General features: G+C 71.5%; 8 protein-coding genes. 1 reads left to right on the forward strand and 7 read right to left on the reverse strand.

Annotation, left to right across the window (positions count from 1 at the left end):
• Positions 1–85: 85 nt before the first annotated feature.
• The 4 genes from ACZ9QC_RS30150 to ACZ9QC_RS30165 form a co-directional block, all read right to left on the reverse strand.
• Complete coding sequence (locus tag ACZ9QC_RS30150; protein WP_472915988.1) at positions 86–2,359, reverse strand: UvrD-helicase domain-containing protein; 2,274 nt, start codon at positions 2,357–2,359, stop codon at positions 86–88.
• Positions 2,356–9,312 carry a DEAD/DEAH box helicase gene (locus ACZ9QC_RS30155; RefSeq protein ID WP_472915989.1) on the reverse strand — a complete coding sequence of 2,319 codons (6,957 nt, stop codon included), beginning with the start codon at positions 9,310–9,312 and terminating at the stop codon, positions 2,356–2,358. Before ACZ9QC_RS30155 ends, ACZ9QC_RS30150 begins: the two co-directional genes overlap by 4 nt.
• 79 nt (positions 9,313–9,391) lie before the next feature.
• On the reverse strand, positions 9,392–10,027 hold the full coding sequence (locus tag ACZ9QC_RS30160; RefSeq protein ID WP_472915990.1) for a hypothetical protein: 636 nt from the start codon (positions 10,025–10,027) through the stop codon (positions 9,392–9,394).
• Complete coding sequence (locus tag ACZ9QC_RS30165; protein ID WP_472915991.1) at positions 10,024–11,241, reverse strand: AAA family ATPase; 1,218 nt, start codon at positions 11,239–11,241, stop codon at positions 10,024–10,026. The genes ACZ9QC_RS30160 and ACZ9QC_RS30165 overlap by 4 nt, the downstream gene beginning before the upstream one ends.
• Before the next feature lie 295 nt (positions 11,242–11,536).
• Here ACZ9QC_RS30165 and ACZ9QC_RS30170 point away from each other — a divergent pair, with 295 nt between their 5' ends.
• On the forward strand, positions 11,537–12,598 hold the full coding sequence (locus ACZ9QC_RS30170; RefSeq protein ID WP_472915992.1) for a beta family protein: 1,062 nt from the start codon (positions 11,537–11,539) through the stop codon (positions 12,596–12,598).
• Between the two features lie 29 nt (positions 12,599–12,627).
• On the opposite strand, the gene ACZ9QC_RS30175 is transcribed toward ACZ9QC_RS30170, so the two are convergent.
• The 3 genes from ACZ9QC_RS30175 to ACZ9QC_RS30185 all read right to left on the reverse strand — a co-directional run bounded on the left by ACZ9QC_RS30175 (position 12,628) and on the right by ACZ9QC_RS30185 (position 19,344).
• Positions 12,628–16,551, reverse strand: coding sequence for a caspase, EACC1-associated type (locus tag ACZ9QC_RS30175; protein WP_472915993.1), 3,924 nt, complete (start codon positions 16,549–16,551; stop codon positions 12,628–12,630).
• A gap of 6 nt (positions 16,552–16,557) precedes the next feature.
• Positions 16,558–16,983, reverse strand: coding sequence for an effector-associated constant component EACC1 (locus tag ACZ9QC_RS30180; protein ID WP_472915994.1), 426 nt, complete (start codon positions 16,981–16,983; stop codon positions 16,558–16,560).
• 261 nt (positions 16,984–17,244) lie between these two features.
• Positions 17,245–19,344 carry an NACHT domain-containing protein gene (locus ACZ9QC_RS30185; RefSeq protein WP_472915995.1) on the reverse strand — a complete coding sequence of 700 codons (2,100 nt, stop codon included), beginning with the start codon at positions 19,342–19,344 and terminating at the stop codon, positions 17,245–17,247.
• Between the last annotated feature and the right edge of the window lie 90 nt (positions 19,345–19,434).

The following is a 19,434-nucleotide window of genomic DNA, read 5'->3' on the forward strand; positions in this document are numbered from 1 at the left end:
GTCAGACCCCATGAGGCTCAACAATGCGCCCGTTGAATGGGGTCCGCGCACTGTTCGCCTTGTCTAACCAGTAGGTGGGCAGGCTTCAGGATGCCGACTCTGGCGTGTCGACCCATGAATCGTCGAGGAACGGACTGGGCTTCCCGTGCCAGAACACGTCCACACTGTCGCGTGCTCTTGTCGCCGCCACGAACAGCAGGGACCGGGCCCGTTGAATCTCGTGCCGATAACGGGCCGGATCCCTGTCCCGCAGGCTGTTGACGGCTTCGCGTGGCACAAGTCCGTCTGCTACACCCGCGATGACCATTCGCTGGTACTCCAGCCCCTTGAACCGGAACATCGTGCCGATGTGCACGCCGGTGGAACCGTGCGGGCCGTCGGAACGGATCTCCACCGAGTCGATGCCGTGCAGCTTGAGCGTGTAGGCCACCTCGGCCGCCATCTGATTCGTCGGCACGCAGATCGCGATCTGCTCGTGCGGAATGGCCGTGCCCGTGTCGGCGTCCCACTCCCTGATGAGCGCGGCCACGCCTTCCCGTTCGGAGGCCCAGTCCGGGAACGCGTGTCCGGCCGGCAGCCCACCGCTGAGTACCGACCGGTAGCCGGCCAGCGTTTCCTCGCTGCCGTCGAGGTCGTCGTACGTCGTCTCGCCCAGCACGCCGAGGGCGGAGCGCAGGATCTGCCGTGTCGTGCGGTAGCTGAGGCTCAGTTTCGAGGACCGACCGCGGATGTTGACGCCCAGGCTGCCCAGCGTCACCTGGTTCTTGTAGATGCGCTGGTGGGTGTCGCCGACCAAGAACAGGTCGTCGGCACCGCGAGGGGCCATCGCGCGCAGCATCTTCCAGTGGGCGGGGCGGAGATCCTGCGCCTCGTCCACCACGATGTGCCGGTACCGGTGGCGCAGCCAGCCTCCTGAACCGTCCTGGAGGTGGATGTTGTCGAGGCCGCCCGTCTCCTCCCGCTGTCGGGCGATGTTCTGGATGCGCTGTTCGCGGCCCATCTCCAGCCGTGCGGCACGCTCCGCCACCTGGTCCCAGGTCTGCCGCCCGAGCCGGTCCAGTCGCTGGGTGAAGCGCTCGGCGAGCTGCCAGATCTCGGCGCGCTCGGCGCGTCCGATGTTCTTGCCGCGTCCGGCCCGCCGGGCCCGGAAGTAGTCGGTGCGGGTGCCGACGGCCTGACCGAGGATGACCTGTGTCCACTCGTCGTGCAGGAACTCCGGGTCCCAGGTGTTCTCCCCCAACTCGTCGAGCAGCCCGCTCCATTCGCGTACGGCCTGACTGTCGTCGATGGCCTGCTTGCCGCTGCCCGGTTCCGCCTCGCGGACGATGCGCAGTGCCAGCTGGTCGACGTGGCTGACCTCCACCCGGCTCAGCAGCTCCTCGCCGCCCAGTTCCAGCAGCCGAGAGCGCAGGTCGGCGGCGAGGTTCTTGTTGTACGTGGTCAGGAGGACCGGCTTGTCCCGGCCCGGGGGAAGCTGCCGTACGAGATGCCGCACCCGGTGCAGGGCGACGATGGTCTTGCCGGTCCCGGGGCCGCCGCCCACCCGGGCGGGGCCGTTGTAGCGTCGCTCGACCAGCCTGGCCTGGGTGGGGTGGAGGAAGACCTTCCAGCGGCCGAAGTCGCCGCTCTCCAGGGCCTCCCGCAGGGCGTCGTCCGTTGTGGTGACTACCGTCGCCGGCCGCTGGGCCGCGGCCTCGAAGTCGTCCGGGTCGACCGGCTCGGTGGCGGCCACCGGCCGGGTCACCTGGTCGAGGACGTCGTCGTACGACGCTCCGTCGAACAGGGCGAGCAGCACTTCACCGGTGAGCTGCGGCGCGTACTCGACGAGGCCGAGCAGCTGGTCCTCGGTGGCGAGGGTGCGGATGACGGGCAGCAGCGGCTCGGCGACACCGAGCTCCGACAACTGCTGGTCGGACCAGTCGGCGAACAACGGCCGCACGGGTTCCGGCTGTGCGGGCGCGGCTGGTTCGGTGGGCGCGGGGGCCGGTGCGGGCGGGGCGGGGAGGCGGCGCAGGACGCTGTCCTCGACCACCTCCAGGTCCACGTACTCGATGCCGCCGGTGACCTGGTTGACGCCGTACGACAGCCGGTTGTAGACGTCCTTGCGGTGCTTGACGGAGACGATCAGCCAGTCGTCGTCGGCGAGCCGCAGCAGCAGCGCCCGGTACTCGTCGTTGACGCGCGCCGACCAGAGCCTGCTGTCGCCCTTGAGCTGCTGGAGTTTGAGCCCGGTGGTGTGGGGGTTGCTCCGGAACTTGTGCTGGAAGTCGAAGAACGCTCCCTTGACCGTGCGGGGGAGTTTGAGGATCTCCTTGTCGGCCTTGTCGAGCAGGCGCAGTGTGACGCCCGAGGTGTTCATCGCTTCGGCTCCCCGTCCCTGATGGTGTCGCTGTCGTGCCGTCGTTCCGTGAGCCGGGCGATCATCGCCGCCGGGTCCCATTCGGCGGCGGTGCGGACCGTCCAGCCCGCCGCTGAGAACGCCTTGTCCCGGTCCTGTGCCTCGTAGTCGGGCTCGTCGCCGTCCGTGCGGGGGGCGAGGACCACGCCGATCCGGGCGGCGGGCCACGCCAGTTCGGCCTGCCAGCCGTGGCCGTCCAGTTCGTAGCCGTCTTTGGGTGCGGGCACCGCCGCGTCGGCCAGCGCGTGGGCGAGATCCGTGAGCCCCGGCTCCTCCGGGTCGAGATACTCGATGACCCGGTCCCAACCGGGATCCCGCACCGGTCCCTCCGCGCCGAGTCCCTCGCCTGTGGAGTGCCTCGGTGGGACCGCCTCACCGCTGCTCACGGCAGGCACCGAGGGCGCGGGGACGACCCCGACGGACGCGAGCTCGTCCGCGGGCGATGGCACCGGTGTACGTGTCGACGTCAGCCAGCCCTCCCCGCCGGTCACGGTGAGCACCTCGGGGGCGAAGCCGTCAAGCATGCTCGACGTCAGCTGGGCACTGTCTCCACCGCCGTGCTCCAGGAACTGCAGCACGTTGCTCCAGTACAGCCAGGCACGCCAGCGCCGCTTGTGAGCCGGCTCGTCGGCCAGGGCCGCGTCACCGTCGTCCAGGACGGTGAGTCCCGTCCACGCGGGCGGGGTGCGTCGGCCGTCGGCGGCCAGCACCAGACGGCAGCCCGACGCGTCGCGGCCGGACAGCAGCCGTACGGGTCCGGCGCTCCCGGCGGGCATGCCGCCGCGCAACGCTGCCCGGAGGCCCTCGCCGACTCCTTCGCCGGTGAGCGCGGCGGAGCGGACCCCGTCCGCCCCGCTGAGCCCGGCGGCAGCGGCTTCCGCTCGCCGCCGCCAGCGTTCCGGGTCCGGAGAGCGCAGATAGGCCAGCAGCAGCCGGGCCGGGTTGACCCACACCGTCTCGGCGAGTTCGCCGGGCAAACCCCGGCCCACGCGGTCGTAGTAGTCGCGGGCCCGCTGCTGTCCCGCCGCGCCGTACGGCTCCCACACGGGGGCGGCGGGGCCGGCTCCCGCGTACCCGGTGTCCTTGATCCGCTGACGCCACTCCTTGACGTCGGGGTAGGTCAGCTGGAACACGCGAAGGCCGTCCGCCCGGAGCCGGGTGCGCTTGATCGCGTCGTCCGCCAGCCGGTTGTGCTCACGGGTGGCGTGGTACGCGTAGCCGTCGAGGTACAGGGCCACGCGCGGGCCGGGGGTGTCCAGCCGTTCGAGGAGTATGTCGGGCCGGGTCCGGGCGTCGTCCAGGGTGCGCTGCTGGGAGACACGCCAGCTCACGGTGGACCCGTCGGCCGCGGTGAGCCGCAGGTCGAGGGCGTACGTACCGGCGGAGGTCGTGTACGTGTCCGCCGCGGCCTTCGACTCGGCCAGTTTCGCCCAGTCCTGGAGGGTGTCGATGAAGAGGATCTCCAGGTCGCTCTCGGCCTGTCGTTGCAGCGGGATGTGACGTGTCGTCGCCACCGGTGAGGTGCGCCACCGCTCACCGTCGGCGCCCAGCAGCTCGTCCAGCATCTGGCGGACCTCGCCCCGGCTGACCTTGTCGTAGTCGGCCGCCGGTACCCGCCGCAGCAGGCACTGGTGGCAGCCGTCGAGCCCCTTCTCGCGGCACGCGCAGCCCTCGATGACGTCCCGTGCCCTGAGCAGGACCTCCCGGAAGCCGTCGGCGGAGGCCAGCCGGTGCAGGTAGCCCGTGCCGCCCGGCAGCCGGTCGTAGACGACGAGAAAGCGCCTCGGCCAGTCCGCGTCCAGATCGCCCGCGTGGTCGGGCATGGTCGCCTCTGCGATGTCGATGTGGTCGGGATCGCCACCGTAACGAGCCGCGATCCCCACGAACAGGGCGGCGGTGAACGACGCCAGCCGCTCCTTGACGCGTGCCACCGACGCGGGCAGCAGAATGCGCACGGCCTCGGTGGTCAGTTCGTGAGCGAGCAGCAGAGGCACGTCCTGGCCCTTGCCCTGCTGTTCACCCGCATCGGTCACCGGCTTGCGGACACGGCGCCGCGCGCACCACAACTGATGGTGCTGGGCGGCCGGGGTGCTCGCCGCCCCCGACTCGGTGAGCGCGTGCTGCGCCACGTCCACCACCGGTCGGCCGTCGGCCGTGGCGCCGCCGCACTCGGTGCAGACGTAGAACGGGTTGATCCGTACGTCCTGTCCGGCGAGTGGCACCGTGCTGCTGCCGTCCTCGCGGTCCAGCCCGAGGTTCAGTGTCCGGATCGTGGCGTGGCGGGTGAAGTCCACGCCGAACACGGCGGTGTCGTGCCGCCAGGAGCCGGGTGCCAGACGGTCGGGGTCGATGTCCACGGTGGTGAGGACCGCGTAGCGCCTGCGGTCCCGTTCATCGTGGTCGTCGCGGACCCGGGCGTCGTCGCGTTTGTCGCGGGACAGGACCCGCCTGGGCCGCAGTACGCGCTGGACACAGCCCGCGTCGGCGATCTCCCGGCCCTGGCAGCGCGGGCACGGTGCGGTGTTGTGCTCGGCGTTCTGCTCCTCGGTGCGGACGTATCCGCAGGAGGGGCAGAGCCGCCACACCGACCAGGCGCGGCGCTCGGGAGTGCCGACGTCGAGCGCACGCACCACGTGACGGTAGCCGTTGACGTAGAAGCTGTTGCCGGGGGCGAGTTCGGTGAGGGCCAGCTTGCGGGACCGCTCGTAGTCCCGCGTCTCGCTGCGGTACACCTTGCGGACGGCGGCCCGCTCGGCGGCTCCCGCCGTGTCGGTGTCGTCGTCCTCCGGGGTCTCCGTCCAGTAGAGCGTCGCTTCCAGCTGAGTGGTGGTGTCCGTCAGGCTGTAGTTGGGCAGCAGCCCGAGGTCCACCAGGGTGGCATGGGCGCTGGACTGGCTCAGCTCCCGCAGCAGGTCCCCGGCGCCCCGCCGCTCGGCGAGCAGTTCGCGCCGTTCTCGGGCCTGCGACTCGTCGGACTGGGCCAGCTGCTCCGCGGCCTCGTCGATCGCCGCGATCCTGCGGCGCAGCTCCTCGCGCCGCCCCGTCCAGTACTCCTCGGCCTCCTGCAACGCCCGCGCGATCCCACTGGTCGCGTACGCCCGGAGTTCCTCCGCCGCGTACGCGGAGACGCCCGCACCGTCGGAACCGTCAGGGTCTCGCCCGTCGCTGTCGTCGGGGAACAGTGCCAGGAACTCCTCCACGAGCGCCGCCCCGTGCGTTCTCGCCGCATCCGCGAGGTCTTCGCACCACCCGCTGGTGCCGAACAGGGCGGAGGACAGCCGGGGGAGCGGCGCGAGCACTTCGCCGTCGGAGGTCCGCAGCTCGCCACGGGCCGCCAGGTCCAGCAGCCGTGCCGTGTACTGGCGGCGCAGGATCTCCACCGCCGACAGGTAGCAGCCCGGCGGCAGGATGGTCCCGGCGATCATCTCGCGCGGCTCGTCCAGGTAGTACAGGTCGCGTGCCTTGCGTCCGCCGAACGCGACGATCAGCGCGTTGCCCGTGCGGCGCCCGGCGCGTCCGGCCCGCTGCACGTAGTTGGCGGGACCGGCCGGCAGCGAGCCGAGCAGCACGGCGGACAGGTCGCCGATGTCGATACCGAGTTCCAGCGTCGGGGTGCACGACAGCACATTGGGGTCGGTGTAGTGCGTACCCGTCTTGAAGGCTCGCTCGACGCGTTCCCGTTCGGGGCGGCTGAGCATGCCCGTGTGCTCGGCGGTCACCACGCGGAACGTGCCGCCCGTCAGGTAGAGGCGGCGGTAGTAGTCGCCGGTGTAGTCCCGTTCCGGTACGAGTGGGCCCGATCCGAAGCGGGACACCTCGGCCTCGACGGCGAACGGGTCGACCTGAGGCGCGGTCAGCCTGCCCTTGCACCGGTAGCGGGGGCAGGGATGGCCGTACCAGCGGGTGCGGCGCTCGGGTGCCACGACCTGCTGCCAGCGGCAGTCCTCGCAGCTGACGAAGGCTTTGTTGACGACGGCGTCGTCGAGGAGCCGCACCTCGATGTGGCCGGGCTGCAGCCCGTAGACGCGGGTCTGGCGGTCGCGGGCGGTCCGCACCGAGAGGACGCCCGCGTCGGCGAGGGCGGGCAGCAGCCTGCGCAGGTACTCGGTGGCCCCGGCGGCGTCCAGATCCAGGCATCTGCGGGTCCAGTCCTGGTACCACCCCAGACGTCCCGTGATCGAGTCGAACAGGGTCTTGTCCTTCTGCCCGTCGACCAGGAAGCGCGGCGGGGCCACTCCCTCGGGGAAGGCGGGCATGCCGTCCGGCCTGCGCCCGGAGATGAGATACCGGTCGGCGCCGACTTCCTTGATCCAGGTGTCGAGCCAGTGGTGCCGCACCGCGCCACGTAGCCGTAGCCGCTCCAGCAGGCCCCGGACGTACGCGAGATAGCGCTCGGGTGTGGGCAGCCCGCCGACCGCCAGTAGCTGGCCGGGCAGGGTCAGGTGCAGGTCCCGCGCCAGGTCGGTGACCCGCTCCGGGTCGGCAACGGCGACCTCGGCGGCGGCGGTCCGGGTCAGTTCCAGGGTGCGGCCCATGCGGCTGCGCAGTCCGAACTCCATCACCGTCGCGAATGCCAGCCGTTCGCCGATCAGCCGCCAGGTCCGCGCGTCACCCGTGCCGCGCCCGGAGAGCAGCCGGTCGACGCCCGGTTCGTCGTGCAGATCGGGGGGCACCACGGCGGCCAGCGCCTCCGGGTCATCGACCGAGTCCAGGACATGGCCGATGAGGTCGTTCAGGGCGGTCGGCGCACCGGACTCGTCCAGGTTGTGGGCGAGCAGCGAGCGGAGCGAGAACTTGTACGAGGCGTTGGCGACGTATCCCGCACGGTGGGCCGCGTCCTGTGTGGAGTCGTTGAACAGCAGAGTCTTGCGCTCTTCCGGTACGAGCGCGATGTCGCCGCCGGTGAACAGCTGGGTGACCGTCGCGGAGGCGAGGGCCGCCTGGGCCGTGCCGAGGAAGCGGATGCTGTTGTCGGTGTGGCAGGCCGGGCACCGGTCGTCCTTGGCGGCCCGGTCGGCGGTCTTCTTGTCGAGCACGGCCAAGGCGAACCAGGCGTCGACGAGATCTGTGTCGTCGCCCGTGGTCGGCATGCGATAGGTCCCCTGCCCGCCGTCCAGCACCACGACCGACAGCGGGTCGACGCCGCCGTCCGAAGGGCGTGCACCGGTCAGCGCGTCGAGGGCCTGTCGCCGCTCGCGGGCGGTGGCGGAGATGAAGTAGCGGACACGCCGCTTGTCCCGGCCCACCCCGGCCCGCCAGATCCGGTCCTGGGCCATCACGAGCTGCTGCGGGTCGGCTTCCGGGGACAGGGCGGCCCACCCCGATCGCCCGCAGTTACGGCAGTACACGGCGGGCAGGTGCACCTGTGCGGGGCGCGGCGCGGTGTCGGTGCCCGGCAGCGGCTGACTGCTCGCGGACGACGGATAGCTGCCGGACGAGGCGTCCGGGTCCTCGTCATTTGACGGCGCGGCGTTGAGCGCGGCCCGGCGGGCGGCGGTGCGGTCGTCCTCGTACCAGCGGAACTCGGGGGTGCGGCCCACTCCGCGCAGCACCCGGGTCACGGGCCGCACCCACAGATGTGCCTCGATGTGCAGCAGCGGCCGTGGTCTGCGCGCGTCGGAGTCCGGGTCCCGAGCGGCCGACAGCAGAGCCACGAACCGGGACAGGGCCTGCAGCACCAGCAGAGGATTCTCCCGCGCGGTGCGGCCCCAGGAGTAGCCGAACCGGGCGAGCCGCTCGCGCAGCGCCCACTCGTCCAGCGGCTCCCCGCTGAGCAGGGACAGCACGCCGTGGGTGAAGTCGTGCCGCTTCAGCAGCCGTCCGATCCGGAAGGCGTCCAGGCCGGAGCGGCCCAGCATCCGGGTGGCGAGGGCGTCCAGGTCCAGCAGGTCGGGCCGGGCCTCGACGTCCGGTCCGCCGGACACCGCCACGACCTCCTGCGGGGGCGGCGGTTCCGGCAGTTCGTAGTCGACGGTGCCGGTGAACTCGTCGGCGGTCATCCGCTCCTCACCGATGACCGCGTCCGCCGGGAACGGCATCCCGAACACCCGCGCCGCCACGTCGAGGATGCCGCCGGCCTCCTTGCCCGGCGCACCCTCACCCAGCGTCGCCGAGGTCGCCACCGGGCAGATCGACCCCAGCGGCCTGCCGGGCCGGGACGCGCCGGTGGCGGCGGCAAGCCGGCGCAGCAGCATCGCCACGTCGGTGCCCTGCGCGCCGTCGTACGTGTGGAACTCGTCCAGCACGACGTACGCGGGCTCGGCGCCGTCCCACAGGCTGCGGTCCTCTCCCCGCTGCAACAGCAGGTCGAGCATCTTGTAGTTGGTGATCAGCACGTCCGGCGGCGAGACACGCATCTCCTCGCGGCGCGTCATCACCCGCCGGAAGTCGGTGTCGGGCCGATCCCCGATATAGAGCCCCGCCGTGACCTGGGCCAGCTCAGGCCGCGCCAGGTACTCCCCGATGCGCCCGGCCTGGTCGGTGGCGAGCGCGTTCATCGGGTACAGCAGCACGGCCTTGATCCCGGCCCGCCCCTCGGCCTTCTGCCGCCGGCAGTGGTCCAGTACGGGGATCAGGAACGACTCGGTCTTGCCGGACCCGGTGCCGGTGGTCACCAGCGTCGGCCTGGCGGGCCCGTGCAGCGTGGACAGCCGCGCCCACGCCTTGGCCTGGTGCCGCCACGGGGCGAATCCCGGGAACCCGGCGGACCACTCCAGCTCCCGCTCCCACCCGTCGTCGGCGACATGGAACGGCGTCCTGATCCGCAGATAGGGCCCGCGGAAGATACCGGTCTCGGGATGTCCGAGGAAGCGTTCGAGAGCGCCGCGGGTGTCCTCGTCGGCGAGGGCGTACGTCGTCGTGAGGTACTGCGTCAGACTGCCGCGGAGCTGCGCGGCGGCCATGGTGGGCTTCACGACGGTCCCCCTTGCGATGCCGGTGCCCTGGTGATCGGTACCACCGTATAGGGGGTGGCTGACAGTCGCGGTCGGCCCGCTATCTCCCCCATTTAGCCAACTGGTCCGCGAAGTCCCGGAACGACCTGTTGTTGCCTGGCGGACGTGCGATGACCTGGCCGAGCTTCACGGCCTCGGCCATGATCTTCGGAGAGTCGGACTCCCGGTACGGTGGCTTGCCGAGGTGCTTCTTGAGGTGCTCCTTCGGGTTCGCCACCTTGGTGAGATCTTTCAGGCGGTCCTCCGGCCGCATGGTCCAGCCGCGCCGCACCTTCGGAAACGCGTCGGGGAAGAGCATCAGCCACGACTCCATCTCGACGGCGGAGAGGGCCAGCGCGCTGTTGCAGGGGAGGGCCTTCTCGAGCTGAGCCGTGATTCTGTCCCGCACCTGGTCGTACGTCTGGTCCGAGACCTTGTCCAGGTCGGCGTGGACGACGACGCCCGCCAGTTCGGCGCCGCAGCTTTCCGCCTTGCGCCGGGCGTTGTCGCGCAGCGTCTCGATCCGCGGGCTGAGCTGGAGCAGGGCGGGCGCGAGCCGGATCTTGTCGTTGATCGTGACGACCTTGGGGCATCGGGGGTAGAGCGCGGGTATCAGGTGCTGGAGGACTTCCCGGTCGTTGTCACTCTCGCCGGCGACGACGATGACCGACCGCCGCCGACGCGGGGCGGGGCTCACAGCGTCCCGCCCATCGACCCCGAGTACCAGAGATTCCCCATGGGCTCGTACTCGGACACCTCGAGTACTCGGCGGGTGTCCTCGGGCTTCCGTGCGGGAATCACGGAGGCGCCGCTGGGCCGACGCTCACAGGGCACGAACTCCTCGGGTTCCAACTCGTTGACGAAGACCGGGGAGTGCGTGGTGACCAGGTACTGGCTCCGCTCGCTCGCCTCTCGGAGCCGCTGGGCCATGAGGCTCAGCGCGTGCGGATGGATCCCGTGGTCGATCTCCTCGATGCAGGTCAGCAGAGGAGGCTCGGGGTCATGGAAGATCGCGAGCATGCACAGGATGCGAACAGTGCCCCAGGACGCCTCTGTGAGGCGGGTGCGACCCCGCAGGCCCTCTTCCTCCAACTCCACCGCCGTCCGGTGGGACGCGAAGTCGGGAGGGTTCACGAGGTGGATGTCGCGGATCTGCGGCACCACCTTGCGGACGTCCTCGAGCAGGAACTCCCAGGCGTCGCCGTCTTCCTGGAGCTCTCTCAGAAAGTCGGCGAGGTTCGACGCGTCGTTCGCCAGATAGCGGCCCGATTCGCTGATGCCCCACGGCTTGCGGGCCTCCCTCACGTCCGGGTCGAACACCCGGATCTGGGACAGATGGCGCCTGACGCTCTCCATGGCACGGGCGGACGGGAGACCCTCGGGCAGTACCTGATCCCTGTGCAGGGCGGACGCCATCGGTCCGATGCCGACGGGTCCCCAGGACCTCTCCGCCTCCAGTGGGCTGTCGACCGTCAGGGAACCACTCGTCAGTTCGACGGACGTCTCCGCGCCCTCCACCGGGTGCTGGGCGAACAGCTCCTTCCGGTACGTCGTGTACTGCGCTCGGCCACGCTCCGTCGGAGCCAGCCGACGCCGGGAGATGCTCAGTTCGTAGCGGTCCGGAGCCTCCTCCGAGGCGAAGTCGGACCAGATGCCCTCGACGCCGACCGAGATCCGTGACACCGGATTCCGGCCGCCCCGGAACGCCAGGACGTCGAATCCGCCACGCTCCTCGAACGCCGACTCGATTCCCTTCCGAGTCACGTCCCCCAGGAACTCCAGCGCGTGCAGCACATTCGACTTGCCCGCCGCGTTCGGGCCGACCATGACGGTCAGGGGCCCCAGCGGCAGCTTCGTGTCGGTCAGGGTGCGGAAGTTGCGCACTGTGAGACCGAGTATCCGGTGGTTCAAGCCTCGCGCCCATCGTGGAACGGCCGGGACACGAAGACCCGGGCATCGAACTGGTCGGCGCACGGCGGACGGTCCCTGAGGCAGACCTGACTGCCGCTCAGTTCCCCATGTGTGCGGTCCACTTGGCGCGTCCGACCACCGAGCATCACGAAGCGTACAACTTGCGTCACACCGTCACCAGGTACTTGCGCACTTCAGCCATTCGGACCGAAAGGGCTCTCTTTCCACACGCCACACCGTGCACGGACCCTGACGAGAACGGAAAGCGCGCGGGCAGTGCCGAGGGGGAGCCGCGATGTCCGAACCGCTCTATGTTCCCGTTCTGCCGGTCCGGCAGCATGCCCGGATCGCTTACGAACGCCTTCGGCCCGACATACAGGCGGCGATCGCGCCCCTCTGGAACCTCCCGCCCTCTCCAGGGACGACCCCGGAGCAACTCAACAGCGCCCACTGGCAGAAGGAATTGCGCCGGGTGAGGGGCGTGCACCGGCGCCATCCGGGCTGGATCGACGCGCCCTTCGCCGAGGCCGCGCAGATACCGGCACTCGCCGCTGTCCTGGACGAGTGCACCGCGATCAACCGTCTGCTGCGCCCGGTGACCGGGCCGGAGCGGAGTGAGGCCCAACGGGCAGCTGCGGTGGAGACCGCCCGCCGCTGCGGCTGCGGAGTCGGCATCCGTGTTCGCATGCCGGGGGAGTGGGACGGAGCCGTCGCCGAGGACGTCGGCGCACTGCTGGACCGGGTCGGCGGCGAGGTGCCCGTCGATCTCCTGCTGGACCTGGGTGGTGTCCTGCCCGGCCGCCCCGACGCGGGGAAGGAGGCGTTGCGTGCCCTCGACGCGCTCGTGCCACTGGCCGACGGCTGGCGGACGGTCGCCGTGCTCGGCGGGGCGTTCCCCCAAGTCACGGACGACATGATGCGGTTGGGGGACCCGCACGAGGAGCCTCGCGCCGACTGGGACATGTGGCACGAGATACGGGCGGCGCGCCGGGAACGCCTCTCGCGGCTCAGATACGGCGACTACGGAGTGCAATCTCCCACGGCCCTTGCCACGGAGGCGGGAGACGGAGGCCCGCCCTGGGGCGTCCTCCGCTACACCACCGACCGCTCGTTCGTGCTCTGCAAGGTGCTGAACGGCGGGCCGGACCGCACAGCGGGCATCCGGGCAGCCGCCGGCCGGATCCGCGATCTGCCGGACTTCCGGAAAGCGGTCGCGAGCGCCGGGGAGACCTGGCTGCGCGACTGCGCCGACGGGCCCGTGACGGACAGCGATGGCACCGGCACCCACACCCAGTGGCTCTGGGCGGGCAACGTCCAGCACATGACGTACGTCGTCCGGTCCCTGCCCGGCACCTGAACCGGCGCCCGGCGGAAGCCCCTCCCCGCTCAGCCGAACAGCGGCGCCAGCACCTCCCCTCCCGCCAGGACCCGCCAGGCCGGAACCCGCACCGTGCGCCCCACCGGGCACGCCTTCGCCCCGTAGCCCCCGGACGGCAGCCCGGTCAGGAGGTCGCTCCGCGCGTGTGTCAGCCGTAGGTGCCGTGCCGGGTCGACGCCGGGCGGTGGGCCGGGGTCGACCAGGACTGCCGTGTTCTCCCCGCCTTCCGTGAACAGCAGGTCCACGGAGTTGCCGCCGACCACCGCGGCCCGCTCCAGGTCGGTGATCCCGCGCTCGGTCAGGTACTGCTGGAGCCGGTCGGCGAGTTCCTCGCGGAACCCGGTCGCCGGGCCGGCCGACACCACCGGCCCGTCGGCCTCGTCCATGTCCGCACCCAGGGGCGCCGAGCGCTCCGCGAGCAGCGTCGGCAGTCCGCTCTGCCCCTGCCAGAACGCGTGCGCCCCCACGGTGATCAGCTGGGACTTGGCCCGGGTCACCGCCACGTTCCACAGGTTGACCTGGCTCGCGACCCAATGGGTCGTCCTCGGCGGAGTGTTGTGCGTGGCCACCGGGCTCAGCACCATCACGTCGCGCTGCCCGCCCTGGAAGGCGTGCACGGTGCCGACCCGGACCCGGTCGTCGTCGCGCCACACCCGCGCCAACGCGTCCTTCTGCGCCCGGAAGGGCGTGACCACACCCACCGTGGCATCCTCCGGCAGCCGCGCCAGCAGCTCGTCCACCACCCGCCGCACGGCCTCCGCCTCCGCCGCGTTGCGCCAGGACCGCCCGTCGCCGCCCCGCGCCGACTCCCCGCGCGGTACGTCGACCCAGCCCAGCGCCGGCGCCGGATCGGCCGCTCCCACCGGGTCGAGGGCCGGGATCTGCCGCCGTACGTCGGTGAGGACCTGCAACTGGCCCGCGTAGCAGTAGCCGTTGACGATGTCGGCGATCCGGGGGTGGCACCGGTAGTGCTCGTCGAGGAGCAGCGCGGAATCGCCGTGCTGCTCGGCCGCGTGGTACGAGGAGTACACGTGGTATGTGAGCCGGTGGTCCTCCAACTGTGCCGCTCTCAACCCGGCCCGGACCCGCGCCTGCTGTTCCTGCTGAGGGGAGACGCCGGGGATGTGCCCCAGCTGCATCGGGTCGCCGATGATCAGCGCCCGCCGGGCCCGGAACAGCAGTGGCAGCACCGACGGGATGGAGCACTGGCTCGCCTCGTCGATGACGACGAGGTCGAACAGCTTCGGGGTGAGTTCCAGTTGCCGCACCGAGTGCGTGCTGACGGCCCAGCCCTTGATGTGCGCCAGCAGGTTCTTCTGGCTGCGCTGGAAGCCCGAGCGGCTCCGCAGCGCCTGGAGCCGCTGCTGCATCAGCCCACGCCCCCGCGTCAGCACCTCGGCGGACACCGCCCGCGACAACTCCGCCGACAGTTCGGAGAGCGTGCCCGCCGCCTCCAGCCGTGACCGCCGCAGCCCGTCCTCGTCCCATCCCGTGTGCCTGGGGACCAGCGTCCGCACCTCCCGTTCCACGGCCACCGTGTCCGCCAGCGACTCCAGCAACTCCGCGCGTACCGGACGCCCGGTCGCCCACTCCGGCCACGACGGCCGGTCCGTAAGATCCGGTCGGTTCTCCTCCGCGCCATCGGTCACCGCCGAGACGAGCGCGGCCAGCGCCCGCCCCCGACGCCACGGGCCGAGCAGCCACCAGGGGGCCCCGGCCACCTTCCGCGCCCGGTCCTCCCAGCGCCCCAGCGCGGTCGAGGAGTCCTCGCCCGATGCCACCCAGACACCTTCCAGGAGCGGCAGTGGCAGCTCCAGCGCATCCGCCCGCTCAGCACGCTCCTGGAGCAGTTCCAGCAGCCGTCCCTCCTCGCCGACCCGTCGCGCGGCCTCCGCCCGCAGCCCGTCGGCGGTCTTGCGGGCACTGCGCAACTGCCCGCCCACGGTGGCCGATCCGCGCCTCGGAGGCTGGACCGGCTCGCTCAGCAGCCGCTCCAGCTTGGCCGCCTCCCGCTCCAGCGCCTCGGCGTTGCCCGTCCGCATCAGCAGGCCGGGAGCGATGTCGTCGCAGCGTTCGGCGACGACGTTCACGGCCTCGTTGTTCGTCGAGGCGACGAGCACGGACTGGCCGGCGGCGACACAGGTGGTGACGACGGCCGTGACGACCTCGCTCTTGCCCGTGCCGGGCGGCCCGGTCGCCACCGTCAGGGGCCGTGTCATCGCCGAGGAGATGACCGCCTCCTGGCTCTCGTTGCAGGGCCCCGGAGCCACCACGGCGACGGAAGACGCGTCCCGCGCACCGCCCTCACCGCCGCTCAGGAGCGCGTCCAGGGCGGTGCCGGGGATCTGCCCGGTCCGGGTCGACATCTGCAACAGGTTGTCCACCAGGGCCTCGGTGGCCTTGGCCTCCACGCCCGAAGGCACCAGCAGTACGGCCGCGTTGTGCGCGCCGGGCCGCAGTGCCTGCATCACCGTCCGCTCGCTGAGCGCGGACGGGTCGAGCGGCTCCAGCTCCGGCAGCCCCAGCTCGTCCAGCAACTCCCGTACGGCGCGCAGCATCTGCGCGTCGTTGCCCTCCTGCCAGGACGGCTGCCAGCGCGCTACGAGGTCGGCCGCGTCGCCCGCGTCCAGCAGTTCCGCGACTACGCCCGTGTGCAGGGAGGGAACGCCACTGGGCCGGAGCACGTCCCGGCCCTCCTCGTCCGGGGCCAGTTCCATCTGCTGGATGAGCAGCGGCGCCAGCTCCACCGCCGTACGGCGTCCCCGGTCCCCGCCGTCCCGCACGGGCAGCGTGATCGCCGGATAGCCGTACCAGTACTCCTGCTGCGCTCCCGCGTCACCGCCGCCCGAACCCGCCGAACCGCCCGTGGCCGTCTGCGGCTTGGGCAGCTTCCCGGGGGCGGGAAAGACGGAACCTCGCCCGGACTGGATGGTCTCCTCGCCCTGGCCCAGCAGGAAGTACTTCGAGTCCCGCCCACTGTCCCGGTCGGGCCGCATACCGGCCGCCGACTGGGCGGTGAGGCAGTGCGCGTAGTACCGCAGCAGCCGCTCCCAGTCGACGCCGTCCCGCGCGTCGAGCGCGGCCAGTTCCCGGGCCTTCAGCAGGGCGGGGGACCGCCGGCCCGCCTCGCCCGCGTCGCGCGGCGGCTCCGCGAGACGCACCGGGCGGGCCACCGACCGGGCGAAGGGCAGCTGGTTCGTGGCCCTGATCGTGGACTTGGTGGGACGCTGCTCCTCCGGTACGCCGTCACGCCTCATCTGTGCGGTCAGGTACTCGAAGAGGTCGTCCGGCGTGATCCAGCCGCCCTCCTTGATCCGCCCGTTGCGCAGCCCCTCCACGATCTCCCCGGTGAACCGGGACGTACCGAGGCTCGACCCGTCCGGCGCCATGGCGGACGCGGACTGGAGCGCGTCGGACGCGGTGATGAAGTACACGCCCGTCGGCCGCAGCAGCGTGCTCGGCGCGGGCCGCGCGGGCGCTTCCGCCGGCCCTTTCGCGGTCCAGCCCTGGACGACCGAGCCGCTGGAGCAGCAGTCCAGCAGCACCAGCTTCGAGGCGGCTCGGCACGACTGGAGCATCCGCTCCAGGAACTCCGCCGGGACCGCCGTACCCGGCAGATCGTCCGGGTCGGTGTCCCGGGTCAGGAAGTACAGCTGGTTGTCGGTCTCGCAGAACTCCCCGTGCCCGCTGAAGTACAGCAGTGCCGTCTCGCTGGGCTGCCGCGCGTTCAGGTACGTCTCGACGGCATGCAGCATCTCCGCGCGGGTCGGCTCGGCGACCATCGCGCAGTCGTTGTACATGCCGATCTCGGTGTTCTCCAACACCGCCCGCATGTAGTGGAGGTCGGCGCGCACGGGAGGCAGATCGCGGTACGCGTCGCTCTCGTACGTCGACACGCCGACGAGCATCGCGAACCGGTCGTTGTCGGTCATACGCGTTCAGCCCGCCGCAGGGCTGTCGCCGAGGCCGTCGTGCTCCGTACGGCGAGCAGCCTCACCGCCGCCCGCGAGAAAGCGCTCGATCCGCTCGTCGTCCTCGCGGGCCTCCTTCCCGGTGATGTGCAGGGTCGCCCCGTCCGGCCGCTTCACGATGATCGTCCGCTGCGGCACCCGGGCCAGCCAGATCTGCACCCCGGCGGCGACCAGCGACCCGGCGCTGATCAGCACGCCGATGGTGTCGGCCGTGAGCCCGCCCTTCTCCGCCGCGCCGACCCCCGTGTCCCGCCGGGGAATGTCCAGAGCGGCGCCGGGGTCGACATCGGCGATCCCCGTGAGCAGTTCACGCGCTTCTTTGCGCGCCCGCAGCGGGTCCTCGTCGACGATGGAGATCCGGTACCCGGTCCGGTGCTCGGGCTTGGTGGTCACAGCGCGTCCCCTCGTGTGCCGTGCTCCTGGCGGAGGCATGAGCGGCTGACGTTAGTCGGCGGGTCCGACATCGGGAGGGAGAGTTTCCGAAAACCCGTCAGGCGTTGGCGCGAAAGTGGCTGATCGGAGCGGGTGGCTGTCTCTCCGTGCTGGTGCCGGTCGGCTCACACGGTCCGTCCCGAGCACCGGCGCGGGGTGTCTGCGGCAGTCGGGCCGTTCCGCGTGGCGAGGTCGCATGCGGTCGAGCGTCCGTCCGAACCGTTACGCGCGGGGGCGCGCGGTGAGCCAGTCCTGTAGTTCCCGGTGGCGGAACTGATACGCCGTGCCGGAGATCCGCAGCAGGCCGGCCCCGTAGGCCCAGTGGAGAAAGGTGCCGAGCCGCCAGGGCAGTCGGCCACGGGAACAGCAGAGGAAGACCACGTAGCGACGGCCCGCACCGGTGGCGAAGTACAGACCGCCCACGAGTCCGCCCGTGAACCCGGCGATGAGCCCGAAGGTGACACCGAACGCGGCTCCGAAGGTGAGGGCGCCCACGAGCCCGCCCGTGAACCCGAACGTGAGCCCGCCCGCGAGGCCGATCACAAGGTCGTCCCGGACCAGGTGGCGGGGGTCCGCCTGTGAGGGCAGCCCGCTCGCGGGCAGGGCCGCGGCGGCTGGGGCGGTGAGCCCGAGCGCGAACCCGCCCGCGAGCCCGCTGACGAGCCCGATCGCGAGCCCGCCCATGAGGGCCATTGCCAGGCCGCCCGCGAGTCCGATGGCGAAGTCGATGGCAAGAGCCGTTCCGAGGCCGACCCCCATGCCGCCCGCGAGGCCGGCCCCGAGCCCGCGGGCGATCTCCCGGAGGGTCCGTCGCCGTTGAGCGGGGTCCCGCAGCCGCTGTAGTCGGGCGGCCCGGGGTCGCTGGGGGTGCGCTCTGCCGGCCTGCCACAAGGCCCCGAGCCCCAGCAGCATGACAGGTAAGGCGCCCAGCAGCTCACGTGAGGAAAGGTCCATGGGGACCTGTACCAGGAGCAGGGCGTCGAGAGCGAGAAAGAGAAGCGCGGCGAGCGACGCGTCGACGGCGCGGACCCGGCGACGCCCTGCCATGGGCCACAACTGGTGGAGTACGAGATCGGTGTCGGCTCCGGTCGACGCGGACGCGGGCGCGGCGGTGGCGAGATGGACGGCGAGCGCGGCCAGCCAGCGGTGTGTCTGATCGGGCCGGTAACGACCGGGGCGGGTGGGGTGCTGGCTGATGGCGGCGGGCAGGTAGGCGCCGAGGAGGTGGTCGCGTACCCCGCCGTGAGAGGCGAATCCGAGCAGGTCTCCCGGGTCGCGGAGGTAGCCGAAGGTCTCGGGGTGACGTTCTTCGTAGGCCGTGGCGGCCAGGTTGAGCCGCCAAGGAGTGCTCAGGGTCTGGGCGAGGGCGTCCTCGGGGGCGTCGGCCAGCGTGTCGAAGACGGTGGCCCAGCGGGCGGGGCTGGTGCTGCGGGCGGTGAGGTAGGCAGTGGCCTGGGCCGGCGTGACGGGGGTGATCTCGATACGTGCCGCCTCGCGCATCCGTACGTCCAGAGCGGCCAGCTCGGCGTACTGGGCTGTGCGGCAGGTGAGGATGACCGGGGCGTTGCCGGTGGGATCTTGGTAGGCGTTGAGCTGTTCCAGGGCGCGAGGGGCGCGGCGGCGGCCGACCGCGACGGTGGCGGCGTCCATTTCGTCCAGGCCGTCCAGGACCGGCAGCACCCGGTGCCGGTCCACCAACAGCCACGCGTCCGCAGCGGTTACGCCGCGATCGCGGAACTGCGCGTGCACCTGCTCGGCGAGCCAGTCCCGCAGCGGTCGGTCGGTGTCCCAGCCGGCCAGGGAAAGACGGACCGGGACCGGGTCGGCCTCGGTGCGCTCGGGGTGGGTGAGCAGGCCGAGCAGGAGATCCAGCGCGAGCAGGGTCTTGCCGGAACCCGGCTCGCCGGTGATCACCAGGCGGGCAGGGCGCAGCCCCTGGTAGTAGGCGACCACGTCGGTGAGACGCCCTTCGGCGGCAGCGCCGGTGGCGTTGTTGGCAGGCTCGGACCGGTGACGGAAGACCAGATCGATGCGATGGGCACCGGGACCGATCAGCTGCGCACGCTGGGCGGTCTCGGCCGCGGTGACCGCTGCGGCCAGCGTCCGGGCCTTCGCGTCCGTGTCCGCGGCGGCCTCGGCGCGGTCGTCCCGGTAGGCGATCCATGCCAGGAACGCGCCGGGCAGACTCGGAATCAGGGCTACGGCGGTCGCGATCGGCCGAGCCACCTGAAACTGGTCGGACAGCCACAGAGCCAGCCCCGCGCTCACCGTCTGCAGAGCGAGAAAGACCACGGCTGCCCTGCGTGTGCGTGATACCCCCATGGCAGGCATATTCCCGATCACGCCCGGCCCGCGAACCACGATCCGCTCACGATCGCCGATCAGGTCCTCAGCACGGGGACAGCTCAGCCC

The organism is Streptomyces sp. HUAS MS02 (assembly GCF_055702265.1).

Bases quoted from the DNA above. Each gene is read 5' to 3' on its own strand.
- ACZ9QC_RS30150 (WP_472915988.1), bottom strand. From the start codon at position 2,359: ATGAACACCTCGGGCGTCACACTGCGCCTGCTCGACAAGGCCGACAAG.
- ACZ9QC_RS30170 (WP_472915992.1), top strand. From the start codon at position 11,537: ATGTCCGAACCGCTCTATGTTCCCGTTCTGCCGGTCCGGCAGCATGCC.
- ACZ9QC_RS30175 (WP_472915993.1), bottom strand. From the start codon at position 16,551: ATGACCGACAACGACCGGTTCGCGATGCTCGTCGGCGTGTCGACGTAC.
- ACZ9QC_RS30185 (WP_472915995.1), bottom strand. From the start codon at position 19,344: ATGGGGGTATCACGCACACGCAGGGCAGCCGTGGTCTTTCTCGCTCTG.